The sequence below is a fragment of the Streptomyces sp. NBC_00045 genome (assembly GCF_045041095.1).
GTDB lineage: Bacteria > Actinomycetota > Actinomycetes > Streptomycetales > Streptomycetaceae > Streptomyces.
This window is the reverse complement of record NZ_CP108271.1, coordinates 820,835-833,214: the sequence shown is the minus strand read 5'-3', so window position 1 is coordinate 833,214 and position 12,380 is coordinate 820,835. Positions and strand designations below refer to the sequence as shown.

Annotated in this window: 9 protein-coding genes; 4 read left to right on the top strand and 5 right to left on the bottom strand. The window is 72.1% G+C overall.

The window, feature by feature from the left end; genetic code table 11:
• The first annotated feature begins 6 nt into the window (after nucleotides 1-6).
• Nucleotides 7-3,300: a DUF4082 domain-containing protein gene (locus OHA65_RS04080; protein ID WP_405761211.1), complete on the top strand. Its 3,294-nt coding sequence runs from the start codon at nucleotides 7-9 to the stop codon at nucleotides 3,298-3,300.
• On the top strand, nucleotides 3,297-4,343 hold the full coding sequence (locus tag OHA65_RS04075; RefSeq protein WP_327281694.1) for a glycosyltransferase: 1,047 nt from the start codon (nucleotides 3,297-3,299) through the stop codon (nucleotides 4,341-4,343). The genes OHA65_RS04080 and OHA65_RS04075 overlap by 4 nt, the downstream gene beginning before the upstream one ends.
• A gap of 68 nt (nucleotides 4,344-4,411) precedes the next feature.
• Here the strand turns inward: OHA65_RS04075 and OHA65_RS04070 are convergent, their stop codons facing one another.
• Nucleotides 4,412-5,098 (bottom strand): hypothetical protein, encoded by a 687-nt coding sequence (locus OHA65_RS04070; protein ID WP_405761208.1) that lies wholly within the window; start codon nucleotides 5,096-5,098, stop codon nucleotides 4,412-4,414.
• Nucleotides 5,099-5,193: 95 nt separating this feature from the next.
• On the opposite strand from OHA65_RS04070, the gene OHA65_RS04065 reads away from it, so the two are divergent.
• Complete coding sequence (locus OHA65_RS04065) at nucleotides 5,194-7,218, top strand: O-antigen ligase family protein (RefSeq protein WP_405761206.1); 2,025 nt, start codon at nucleotides 5,194-5,196, stop codon at nucleotides 7,216-7,218.
• Nucleotides 7,161-8,132 carry a glycosyltransferase family 2 protein gene (locus OHA65_RS04060; RefSeq protein WP_328761583.1) on the top strand — a complete coding sequence of 324 codons (972 nt, stop codon included), beginning with the start codon at nucleotides 7,161-7,163 and terminating at the stop codon, nucleotides 8,130-8,132. The genes OHA65_RS04065 and OHA65_RS04060 overlap by 58 nt, the downstream gene beginning before the upstream one ends.
• Before the next feature lie 24 nt (nucleotides 8,133-8,156).
• Here the strand turns inward: OHA65_RS04060 and OHA65_RS04055 are convergent, their stop codons facing one another.
• Genes OHA65_RS04055 through OHA65_RS04040 form a run of 4 tightly spaced genes read right to left on the bottom strand, consistent with a single transcriptional unit; the run spans nucleotide 8,157 to nucleotide 12,351 of the window.
• Complete coding sequence (locus OHA65_RS04055) at nucleotides 8,157-8,963, bottom strand: glycosyltransferase family A protein (RefSeq protein ID WP_328761581.1); 807 nt, start codon at nucleotides 8,961-8,963, stop codon at nucleotides 8,157-8,159.
• Between the two features lie 30 nt (nucleotides 8,964-8,993).
• A complete protein-coding gene (locus tag OHA65_RS04050) occupies nucleotides 8,994-10,115 on the bottom strand; it encodes a hypothetical protein (protein WP_327281687.1) in 1,122 nt (373 codons plus the stop codon).
• 5 nt (nucleotides 10,116-10,120) lie between these two features.
• Nucleotides 10,121-11,617: an oligosaccharide flippase family protein gene (locus tag OHA65_RS04045; protein WP_327281685.1), complete on the bottom strand. Its 1,497-nt coding sequence runs from the start codon at nucleotides 11,615-11,617 to the stop codon at nucleotides 10,121-10,123.
• Entirely contained in the window at nucleotides 11,614-12,351 is a 738-nt protein-coding gene (locus OHA65_RS04040) for a chain length determinant protein (protein ID WP_327281684.1), read from the bottom strand. Before OHA65_RS04040 ends, OHA65_RS04045 begins: the two co-directional genes overlap by 4 nt.
• Nucleotides 12,352-12,380 lie beyond the last annotated feature (29 nt).

The window sequence follows — 12,380 nt, the reverse complement described above, 5'->3', positions numbered from 1 at the left end:
GTACAGATGAACAGACGGACAAGGCTGATCCGGTACGGCCTCTTCACCGTGGTCGCGGCGCTCATGACCGCGCTCTTACCGCCGGCCGTGGCGGGCGCCGTGGACCCCTGCGGTCCCGGCACCAACGCGATCGTGTGCGAGAACTCCAAACCGGGCACGCCGATGTCCGACTGGTTCGCGCCCAGCGCCTACGGCGACATCAAGGGCTTCAGCGCCCAGATGAGCGTCCAGGCGGGCGACACCGTGCAGTTCAAGGTGCAGTCGTCGACCCCGTACCACGTCTCGGTCTACCGGCTGGGCTACTACGGGGGCGACGGGGCCCGCCTGATGTCGACCGCGGTACAGGCGGCCCAGACCTACCCGGCGAACTTCCTGCCGGGCGGCAACCCCCGCAGCTGCACCACCAAGCCCGCCACCGGGCTGGTGGACTGCGGCAACTGGTCCGTCACCGCGACGTGGAGCGTGCCGTCCGACGCCGTGTCCGGCCTGTACGTCGCCAACCTCGACCAGGCCGACGGCAACGGGGTCATGCCGTACCCGTTCGTCGTCCGCAACGACTCCAGCCACTCCGACATCGTCGTCCAGACCAGCGACCAGACCTGGCAGGCGTACAACGACTACGGCGGCCAGGACCTCTACGGAGGCGGCGGGCCCGCCCCCGACGGCCGGGCGTACGAGGTCAGCTACAACCGGCCCATGGACATCGGCGGCGAGAACGGCATCTACGGCTCCGAGTACCAGATGCTCTCCTGGCTGGAGCGCAACGGCTACGACGTCAGCTACACATCCGGCATCGACATGTCGACCAGGGGCGCGGCCCCGCTGCAGAACCACAAGGTCTTCATGTCCTCCGGGCACGACGAGTACTGGACGCAGGACCAGTTCACCAACGCCCTCACCGCCCGCCGGGCCGGGGTGAACCAGACCTACTTCAGCGGCAACGAGATCTTCTGGAAGACCCGGCTGGCCCCCAGCAACGACGGCACCAACACCGCGAACCGGACCCTGGTCTGCTACAAGGAGACCAAGCTCTCCTTCCCCCAGCCCAACGGCGTTCCCGACCCGAGCGGGATCTGGACCGGCACCTTCATGGACCCGGCCAGTTCCACGAACGGCCGGCCCTACCAGCCGCAGAACCAGCTGACCGGCTCGCTGTTCAGCGTGAACGGCTACCGCAGCGACGCCATCACCGTCCCCGGCTCCTTCGCCAGGATGCGGATGTGGCGCAACACCACGGTCGCCTCCCTCACCCCCTCCCAGACCGCCACGTTCCCCGTCGGCACCCTCGGGTACGAATGGGACAGCGACGTGGAGGACGCGGCCCGCCCGCCCGGCCAGATCCAGCTGTCGTCCACCACCGTGGACATCAACGACGGCAAACTGCGCCTCGACTACGGCAACACCTACGGCAACGGCACCGCCACCCACAGCCTCGTCGCCTTCCGCGACCAGACCTCGCACGCCCTGGTCTTCGGCGCGGGCACCGTGCAGTGGTCCTGGGGCCTGACCAACATGCCCACGGGCAACCCCGACGACACCGTGGTCACCGCCGACAAGCGGATGCAGCAGGCCACCGTGAACGTCTTCGCCGACATGGGCGTCCAGCCCAAGTCCCTGCAGAGCGACCTGGTCGCCACGACCGCCTCCACGGACACCACCGGACCGGCCGTCACCGTGACCAGCCCCGCCGCGGGCGCCACCGTCCCCGCCCTGCGGCCGGTGACCATCACCGGCACCGCCACGGACACCGGCGGCGTCGTGGCCCGCGTCGAGGTCTCCACCGACGGCGGCACCACCTGGAAGGCGACCACCGGGGTCGGCTCCTGGAGCTACAAGTGGACCCCGACCGCCCCCGGAGCCGTACAGCTCAAGGTCCGTGCGGTGGACGACAGCGTCAACATCGGCGCCACCACCACCGTCCCCCTCACCGTCGGTCCCCAGCAGTGCCCCTGCACCGTCTGGCCGGCCGCAGCCGTACCGGGCACCGTCAACGCCGGCGACGGGAGCGCCGTCGAACTCGGCGTGAAGATCCGCTCCTCCACGCCCGGCTCCATCACGGGCGTCCGCTTCTACAAGTCCCCGGCCAACACCGGCACCCACACCGGCAGCCTGTGGAGCAGCAGCGGCCAGCGCCTGGCCACCGGAACCTTCACCAACGAGACGGCGTCGGGCTGGCAACAGCTGAACTTCGCCTCACTGGTCCCGGTCAAGGCCAACACCACTTACATCGCCTCCTACTTCGCCCCCAACGGCGGGTACTCCTTCGACAACACCTTCGCCACCGCCGACGCCGGGCTCGCCCCGCTGACCGCGCTGCGCAGCGGGACCGACGGAGGCAACGGCGTGTACCGCTACAGCGCCACGGGCGGGTTCCCCTCCACGGCGTCGTCCGGCAGCAACTACTGGGTCGACGCGGTCCTGGACACCTCCGCCGCGAGCACCACACCGCCCTCCGTCACCTCCACCACCCCGCAGTCCGCGGCCGTCGGCACGTCGATCACCACGCAGCTGGGCGCCACCTTCAACGAGGGCATCGACGCCGACACGCTCGCCTTCACCGTCAAGGACGCCAGCGGGGCCACCGTCCCCGGCAACAAGGTCCTCAGCGCCTCCAACAGCGCCACCTTCACCCCGTCCACCGAACTCGGGCTGAACACCACGTACACCGCCTCCGTGCAAGCGGCCGACCTGTGGGGCAACACCATGGCGGCGCCCGTCACCTGGACGTTCACCACCAGCACCAGCCCGCCCACGGTCAACTGCCCCTGCATCCTGTGGGGGTCCTCCACCGTACCCAGCACCCCGAGCGTCACCGACGACACCAACTCCGTCGAGCTGGGCACCCGCTTCCAGTCCGCGGCCAACGGCTACGTCACCGGCATCACCTTCTACAAGGGCCCCGGGAACACCGGCACGCACACCGGCAGCCTGTGGTCGGCCAACGGCACGCTCCTCGCGACCGGCACCTTCGGCAGCGAAACCCTGTCCGGCTGGCAGCAGCTCCACTTCACTACCCCGGTGCCCATCACCGCCGGCACCAGCTACGTGGCGTCCTACCACGCCCCGAACGGCAAGTACGCCGTGGACGGCGGCTACTTCACCGCCGCACACCGCTCCTACCCGCTGGTCGCTCCGGCCGACGGCAGCGGCGGTGCCAACGGCCTCTACAAGTACGGTGCTTCCGCCGCCTTCCCCACCAACACCTTCGGCTCCGTGAACTACTGGGTCGGTCCGGTGTTCACCACCACGGCTCCGGCCGGTCTCGCCGCGTCGGGTTCCACGGAGGTGGCCGCCCAGTGAGCACCGTCAGCGTGGTGATCCCCTGCTACAAGTACGGCCACTTCCTGGCCGACTGCGTCAAGAGCGTCCTGGACGAGCAGCCCGGCGTCGACGTACGGGTGCTGATCATCGACGACGCCTCGCCCGACGACTCCGCGGACGTCGCGCGCGCCCTCGCGGCCGCCGACCCCCGGATCGAGGTGCGGGTCCACGAGCGCAACCAGGGCCACATCGCCACCTACAACGAAGGCCTGCTGGAATGGGCAGACGGGGACTACACGGCCCTCCTCTCGGCCGACGACCGGCTCGTCCCCGGGGCCCTGGTGCGCGCCGCGGCCCTGCTCGACGCCCACCCCGAGGTCGGCTTCGCCTACGGCCGGCCGCTGCGGTTCCGGCACGGGGGACCGCTCCCCGCCGCCCGGACCCACGGCACCGGCTCCGTGGTCTACCCCGGACGGTGGTGGCTGGAACGCCGCTTCCGGGAGGGCACCGGGTGCATCACCTCGCCCGAGGTGGTCGTCCGCACCAGCCTCCAGCGCAAGGTCGGAGGCTACGACCCGGACCTCCCGCACGCGGGCGACATCGAGATGTGGATGCGGCTCGCGGCGCACGCCGACGTCGGCTACGTCCGCGGGGCCGACCAGGCCTTCTACCGCGTCCACGGCAACAACATGTCCACCACGGACTTCGGCGGCCAGCTCGACGACCTGCGCCAGCGCCTCGTCGCCTTCGACTCGGTACTGGAGAAGTGCGGCGGCCTGCTCCCGGAGGCCGGCCGGCTGTCGGACCTCGCGCGGACCCGGCTCGCCCGGTACGCGCTGCGCCGCGCCTACCGCGCGTACGACCGGGGCCGCACCGGCGTGGTGCCGGTCGACGAGCTGGAGGCGTTCGCCGCGGAGTGCCTGCCGGGCTACGCCTCGCTCGCCGAGTACCGGGCGCTGCGCAGGCGCCGGCGGGTCGGGGCCCGCGTGATGCCGTACCTCCAGCCGCTGGTGCTCTCCGCCGTCGTTGACCGGGGGCGCGAGTGGCTGTGGTGGCAGTCCTGGAAACGCCGAGGGATTTGATGAACCAGCAGCACCAACAGCACCACCGCCCCGTCCTCGGGGCACCGCCGGCCCGGCGGCCCGCTTCCTCAGCGGGCCGCCGCGGCCACGGCCGCGGGCACCCGGCTCCCGGCCCCGTCACTCACCGGACCGGTGTCGGCGCCCTCGCGCCGGCGCCGGTTCCGGCGCGTCACGAGCTGATCGGTCCACAGGGCCGCGGCCACGGCGCACACCCCGGCGAGCAGCACCGTCCCGGCCAGTGCGCGGCTCTTGGTCCCGGTCTGGGCCACCGCGGTCGGCGGCACCAGAAGGGTCACGCTCATCCGTGCCCGCTCCGGGATCTGCTGCTCGGCCTGCATGGCCGCGAGGTGCTTCGTATAGGCCTCGACGACCTTCAGCACGGCCAGGTTGGCCGCGGCCGGCTCCGCGTGCTCCGCCTGCACCTGGAGCGAGGGGATCAGATAGCGGGGGGTGACGCTGGTGCCGCTGTTGCGCGGGATCAGCCGGTAGGTGCCGCCGCTCACCCCCGCGGCGTGCAACTCGGCCGCCCCCGCAGGCGATTCGAGCTGTTGGACCGCCGCGTAGGACACCGCGGCGAGCGGCGGCTGGAGATTGGCGAGCTGGTTGGGCTGGCTGCCCGTCACCGGCGGCTTGAGCACGACGATCGCCGAGCTCACGTAGGTCTGTTCGGGGCGGAGCACCTGCACGGCCCCGGCGGCCGCGAGCACCGCCACCAGGACCAGGACGTACCAGCGGCGGCGAAGCGTGCGGAACAACTCACCAGGCGACACAGCATTCCTTCCGTCGCGTTCGATCTTTCCAGGACGCGGGTCGGCCCGCCATCGGTTCCGCCAGTCAGGAGGGGGCGTTCGTGAGCATCGGTGAGATGGCGGCCGTGCTGCGGCGCCGCTGGTACGTCATGGTGCCCCTGACGGTGCTCGGACTCCTCGCGGGCCTGCACCTGTACCGGTCGGTGCCCGTGGCGTACCAGTCGCAGAGCTCGGTGGCGCTGCTCGACTCCACTGCGGTGGCCGAACTGGCCCCCGCCTTCGGCAACCCCATCTCGAACGCGGGAGGTTCACTGGTGGTGACCGCCGACGTGCTGATCAGGACCCTGTCCGGAGCCGACGCGGCGCGCGACCTGCAGGGCCTCGGGGTGAGCGACCCCTACACGGTCGGCTTCGCCGCGAACACCTCGGGCCCGATGCTGACCCTGACCGTCACGGGCACCGACCGGGCGAAGGTCCTCAAGGAGACCAGCACCCTGACGACGTTCGCCGGCGAGCAGCTCAACGCCCTCCAGGCAGCCGCCAAGGTACAGCCCGCGTACTTCGTGCAGACGGCGCCCGTCGTGCTCCCGCAGACACCGGTGCCGCAGCTCAAGTCCCGCTACCAGCAAGTGCTGGGCGTCGTCATCGCCGGCGTGACCGCCGGCTTCACCCTCTCCTTCGTCACGGAGACCCTGCTGGTGGCCCGCCGCCGCAGGCGCGAAGCCGCCGCCCTGGCCGGCGCGGCGAAGGCGCGCGTGCGCAGGAGGCTGCCGGGCCGCGCGCCGGACGCCGCCGCACTGCTCAGCGGCTACCTCGGCCTGGCCTTCTTCATCCCGTCGAACCTGACCCTGCCGGGCATGGGTGGGGTCGGTACACCGGCCAACGTCTTCGCCCTCCTGGGCCTGTTCTGGTACCTGGCGACCTGGCTGACCGGCCGGATCCGGGCGGCCACCGGCACCCGGCTGCCCCGCGTCGTGATGTGGCTGCTCGCCGTCTCGGTCCTCGCCTCGTACCTCGCCAACGCCACCCGGGGCAGCACCCACAAGGAGGTGCTCGGCGCCGACCGCGGGCTGATCGGACTGCTCGTCTGGGTGTCCATCGTGGTGCTGGTCTCGGCCGGCATCCAGGACCGGGCCCGCCTCGACACCCTGCTGCGGCGGGCCGTGGTGATGGCCTCGGTGGTGGCCGCCATCGGCTACTACGACTTCTTCACCGCGACGAACATCGCCGAACACATCAGCATCCCCGGACTCCACTCAAGCGTCGCGCAGATCACCACGCTCGACCGCGGGGCGTTCACCAGGCCGCGCTCCACCACGGCCCAGCCACTGGAGTTCGGCGGCATGCTCGCCCTGCTGCTGCCCTTCGCCGTACAGCAGGCCTTCGACCCGGTCCGCAGCCACCTCAGCCGGTGGCGGCGCTGGGGCCCGGTGGTCCTGATGGGCGGCGCCCTGCCGCTGACGGTGTCGCGGACCTCCATCATCGGGGCGCTCATCGTCGTACTCGTGATGGTGCCCCGTTGGAAACCGCAGCGGCGCTGGACCACGATCGGCCTGCTGATGGGGTCGGTGGCCTGCTTCAAGGTCCTCGTCCCCGGCCTGATCGGCACCATCACCACACTGTTCGGGTCCTTCCTGTCGAACTCCGACAGCAGCACCCAGGCCCGTACCGTGAAGTACAGCGCGATCGTCCCCTACCTGGAGGAACGACCCCTCTTCGGGCGCGGCCTGGGAACCTTCACCCCCGACCTCTACTTCTTCACCGACAACCAGTACATGCTCACCCTGGCGGAGATGGGCCTGTGCGGCCTGCTCGCCCTCATGGCGCTGTTCCTCATCGGAATCCACCAGGGCGGTGCCATCCGCCGCCTCGCCACCGACGAGTCCGACCGGGAACTCGGCCAGGCGTTCTTCGCCTCGGCGCTCGTCGCCCTCGTCAGCAGCGCCACCTTCGACGCCCTCAGCTTCCCGATGTTCGCCGGGATGTTCTTCCTGACGATCGCCGCCGGAGGCAGTTACCTCGGCTTCATCCGGCGCGGTGCGCCGAAGCCCCTCACCGTGGAGTCCCCATGCCCTCCCGCCGCCACCCGGCCCCGCAGGACCGAAGTCGCGCAGCCGGTCCCGTAGCCGTCGTCGTCGTCACGTGGAACAGCGCCCGGGTCCTGCCCGAGTTCCTCGCCTCCCTACCGGAGGGCATGGCCGGGCTCGACTGGCGTCTGGTCGTCGCCGACAACGACTCCGCCGACGACACCGTCGGCCTGCTCCGCTCGCTGGCCCCCGACGCGACGGTCGTCCAGACCGGCCGCAACGCCGGGTACGCGGCCGGGGTGAACGCCGCCCTGGAGGCCGCAGCCACGTGGGAGGGCGGCTTCCGCGCCGCCCTCGTGAGCAATCCGGACATCCGGATGCGGCGGGGCTGCGCCGCGCTCCTCGTCGACGCGCTCGACGCCCCCCTGGCCGGCGGCCGTCGCGTCGGGATCAGCGTCCCGCTGCTGTACGAGGAGGACGGGGCGCTCCAGCACTCGCTGCGCCGGGAGTCGCGCGTGACGCGCGCCCTGGGCGAGGCGGTGATCGGCAACCGGCGGGCCGGACGCTTCCCGCGGTGGAGCGAGCTGGTCACCGACCCGGAGGCGTACGGGCGGGCGACCGTCGCCGACTGGGCGACCGGCGCGCTGATGGCTCTCTCCCGGGACTGCCTGGATGCCTGCGGGGCCTGGGACGAATCCTTCTTCCTGTACTCGGAGGAGACCGAGTACTGCCTGCGGGCCCGGGACCGCGGCTTCGCGACCCGTCTCGAACCCGCCGCCTCGGCCGTCCACCTCGGCGGCGACTCGCAGGTCTCGCCACGCCTGTGGACCCTCCTGACCCTCAACCGGGTACGGCTCTACCGCCGCCGGCACGGGGCGGCGGCGACCGCGGCCTTCCGGGGGGCCGTCCTGCTGCGGGAGACCTCGCGGGCGGCGCTCGGCCGGCCGGCGAGCCTGGCGGCGGCCCGGGCCCTGGCCACCCCGTCCGCACTGCGCGCTACCCCCGGGCCCTGACCGGACGCGGGCGGCCCACTCCCGTCACCCGGAGGGCGCCGGACCGTCCCAGGCGGTGTAGAAGCTCTCCGGGTTGACCAGGTAGCGGACCGTGGGGCGGGGCACGTGGTGGACCTCGTGGCGGCGGGCGTAGCGGCGTACGAGTTCCCAGTCCTCGCGCGGCAGCACTTCCGGGGTGCGCCGCAGCCGGCTGAAGTACAGGGACCGGGTGCGGCGCGCGACGAAGGCGTTGGTGTCGAGGAAGGCCTCGTGGGCGGCCCGACGGCGGTCGAACGGCACCGACAGGACGTCCCGTTCGGATCCGTCGGGGAGCACCCGGCGCAGGGCGGTGTACACGGCGTCGGGCCCGCCGCCCGGTTCCAGCACCGCGAGGGCCTGCTCCAGGTGGTCGGGTTCCCACAGGTTGTCGTCGTCCAGGAAGGCCACGTACCGCGAGCGGGTCAGCCGTATCCCCACGTTGCGCACGACCCCGGCCGTGGCCGTGTTGCGGGCCAGAGAGACCGCGAACAACCTGGGATCCGCCGGTAGTTCGGGGAGGCCCGCGCCGTCGTCGACGACGATGACCACCTGATCGGTCACGGTCTGCGCCAAGGCCGAGCGGATGGCCGCGCGCAGCGCGTCGGGGCGCCGGTGAGTGGCGATCACCGTGGCCACCAGGGCGTTCGGCGGGCTGCCCAGCGAGGCGGCGAGCCGGGCGGTCTCCGCGTCCTCGAAGCGGCGCAGCCGCACCGCCGAGGGCGCGAGCAGGACCTTGTTCCTGGCCTCGAAGAGCACCAGCCAGCCGAAGGTCCGCTTGAGCAGCTCCCAGGGGGCCCGGGCGATGCGGCGCATGATGTCCTTCCGTCGTCAGGGGCTCGGTCTTCAGGAGGTGGGCTCGGGGACGACGGGCCGGCCGTCGGACGTGCGGTTGCCGCGCCACACGTTCCCGGCGCCGCCCGCGTTCCAGGCGGTGACATGCCCGTAGACGCCGCCGTTGACGTGGTACTGGGTGGAGAACACGTTGTCCGTGACCTGGATGCCGGTGGCGCCGGGCCCGCCGCCGTAGAGGGCGTACGCTCCGCCGGCCAGCCAGTTGCCGTCCACGACCACGGAGGAGACGCTGCCGGTGTCCGCGAAGAGCCCGACGGCCGCACTGGCGCCCCGGTCCACGGGGACGGGGTTCAGCAAGGTGTTGTGGCGGACGGTCAACCGGCCCTTGTTGCCGCCGCCGCTGATGACGGCGTCGGTGTGCTGCCATTCGCCGCCCTGGTTGCGGAAGGCGACGATGTCGTGCACGTAGTTGTCGTGCAGGTCGCCCTGGCCCATCGACAATGCGTTGCCGAACACCGAGATGTCGCACCAGCCGACCTCGATCGAGCTGACGCCCATGTTGGAGACCGCGTAGTCGACTCCGCCGTTGTCCGGACCCTTGCCCGGTACGGCGGTGATGGTGGTGTGCAGCACCCGCAGGCCGCTGTATCCGGGGCGCAGGTTGATCCCCCACCAGTTCGTGGAGGTGATCCGGCTGTCGATGATCGTGACGTCGTTGGCGTAGACGTCGAGCGAACCGCGGATGTCCCAGCCCTTGATGACCGTGCCGTCGGTCTTCACGGACATGTTGCCCGTGTCGTGCCGTTCCAGCCCGGTCCGCGGGCCGGTGGTGCGCGCGTCGGGGAACCCGCAGGCGCCGGGCGAGGAGCAGGGGCCCGTGGGGGGCGCCCCGCTCGTCCCCGGCGAGGGCGTGGAGGAGGGGGAGGGCGGTGCCGGGCTCCCGGAGGGGCTCGGGCTGCCCGGAGCGGACGGAGCAGCGGAGGACGAGGGCATGGGCGCGGGGTGCGGTCCGGGGCGGTGGCCGGGCTCGGGGCACTGCAAGGCGCTGTCCGGGCACGGCCCGGCCGACGCCTCCCCCACGCCGGTCCGGTCGGCCTCGTACAGGGCCAGTACGACGGCCAGGACGAGCCCTGCCAGCAGCCAGGCCCTCAGGCGCCTTCGGTCGCGTGCCACTGCGGCTACCCCTCTGCCTGCGGGGAACCGCGCAGGAAGCCGCGGCTGGGCAGGACGCACAGGACGTAGCAGAGGGTTCCGGCGGCTCCCGTCGCGAGGAGCGCGAGCACCCCGTCACCGAGGAGCCGCTCCAGGCCGAGGACCACGGCGGCCATCACGGCGCCGCCGAGGAACGGCCAGGCGCAGGCCCGCGCCACGGTCCCCAGCCCGACGCCGCCGCGGTGCAGCGCGACGAGGAACACCGGCACCACGACGGCGCAGGCGACCAGGACGTGCCCCTGGGCCACGCCCACGATCCCGCCGGCCCCCGCACCGATCACCAGCACGGGGATCAGGATGACGAGCCAGAGCCCCTGGACGCCGATGAGGGAGCGGCGCCGCCCGATGGCCACCAGACAGTCGTAGGCCAGTTCGCAGCCGATCCGGACCAGGCCGAGCGCCATCAGCCAGGGCAGCGCAGCGGCCGCGGGCAGCCAGCGGTCCCCGTACACGAGCCCGATGATCGGAGAGGCGAGGGCGGCCAGCAGGACGCAGAGCGGGACGGTGCCGGTCATCACCACGCCCAGGGCGCGCCCGAACCCGCCGGCCAGTGCCCGCGGCGAGTCGGCCAGCCGGGAGAACCCGGCGAACGAGACCCGGCGGGCCGCCTCGGAGATGATCCGCACGGGCCAGCCGGAGATGTTGAAGGCGAGCACGTAGAAGCCGAGGGCCAGCTGGTCGAGGGCGGAGCCCACCACCATCGTGTCCACGTTGACGACGCCGAGGGCCAGCATGCTGGCCCCGGCGAGGGGGAGTCCGAACCGCAGTAGCGCCCGGGCCTGCTCCCGGTCCCAGCCGAACCTCAGCGTGCCGGGCGCGGCGAGGCAGCATCCGGCGAGGGCGGCCGCGTTGCCGGCGACGGAGCCCCAGGCGAAGCTCATCGCGCCCCGTCCCTCGACGGCGAGCAGCAGGGTCACACTCGTGCTGAGGAGGAAGTTGACGGCGTCGATGGCCATCCGCCGGCCCTGGGCGAACTCCCGGGTGAGGAACCCGGCGGGCACCTGCGAGAGGCCGTCGAGGACCACGCACACGCACATCACCCGCAGGATGCCGGAGGCTTCGGGCGAGCCGAGCACCCGGGCCACCGCCGGGGCCGCCGTGAACAGGACGGCGTACAGCAGGAGGCTGGAGGAGACGCTCAGCGTGAGCACGGTCGGGGCGAAGCGGCGCGGGTCGCCCTCCCAGCGCACGATGGCGAGGGAGACGCCGAGCTCGTTCGCGGAGAGCAGGACCAGCAGCACCGTCTGGGCGATCCCGTACACGCCCCAGGCCTCGGGACCGAGGAAGAAGCGGGCGAGGACGATGCCGGTGACGAAGTTGCCGAGCCGCATGACCACGGTGTTGACCAGGCTCCACCGGGCGGCGGAGCCGACCTTGCGGCTCAGCGACGGCGCCTCGGGCGGGGCCTGGACGCCGGCGCCGGTCCCGGTCGCGGTCCCCGTTCCGGTTCCCGGGCCGGTCACGGCGATCCCGCGGAAGCCCGGGCGGTACGGGGGGTGCCCGCCCCGGAGTCCGCGGCGTCGGGCAGGGCGGCGGGCCCGGCCGGTTCGGGTGTCGCCGCCTCGGACGGGGCGGGCCGGTGCCGGCCCGGCTTGTCCGACCTGCGGCGCCGGGCCTCCACGAAGAAGGTCGCCACCAGGCTGAGTACGAAGCCCAGCGCCCCAGCCATGATCAGGTATTGCAGCCGGGTCTTGGTCTGCGCCTCCGGCTTTTGCGGCGGGACGATCGTCGCCATGCGGATCATGGCCTCCGGAGTCACCGACTGCTGGGCCTGGAACTCCTGGAGCCGCTTCTCGGCGTAGGCCGTGAAGACCTGGTCCGACTTCAGGACGGCGGCCGGATCGGTCCCGGTGACGCTCAGCCACATGAAGGGGCCCTGGGCGTTGTCGGCGATCTTCGCCTCGTACTCCTGCGTGACGCCCTGGGACTTGAGGTCGGCCCGGGAGTCGTCGGAGTTGAGGTTGCGGGCCAGGCCGTCGGCCATGCCGGTGAGCGAGGCCTGGGTGCTCAGGTAGGGGTTGCCGTCGAAGGCCACCGTGGCCTTCTTCGAGTTCAGGAGCGTCACCGTGCTCTGCGACCGGTACTCCACCGGGACCAGCAGGTAGACGCCTGCGACGAGCGCGGCCGTGAGCAGCAGTCCGGGCAGCAGCACGTACCAGCGCCTGCGCATGACCCGCCAGATCTCCGCGAGATCCATGGTCTTCCCCCTCGCGGCGGCGTCGTGTC

Bases quoted from the DNA above. Each gene is read 5' to 3' on its own strand.
- OHA65_RS04080 (WP_405761211.1), top strand. From the start codon at position 7: ATGAACAGACGGACAAGGCTGATCCGGTACGGCCTCTTCACCGTGGTC.
- OHA65_RS04060 (WP_328761583.1), top strand. From the start codon at position 7,161: ATGCCCTCCCGCCGCCACCCGGCCCCGCAGGACCGAAGTCGCGCAGCC.
- OHA65_RS04055 (WP_328761581.1), bottom strand. From the start codon at position 8,963: ATGCGCCGCATCGCCCGGGCCCCCTGGGAGCTGCTCAAGCGGACCTTC.
- OHA65_RS04040 (WP_327281684.1), bottom strand. From the start codon at position 12,351: ATGGATCTCGCGGAGATCTGGCGGGTCATGCGCAGGCGCTGGTACGTG.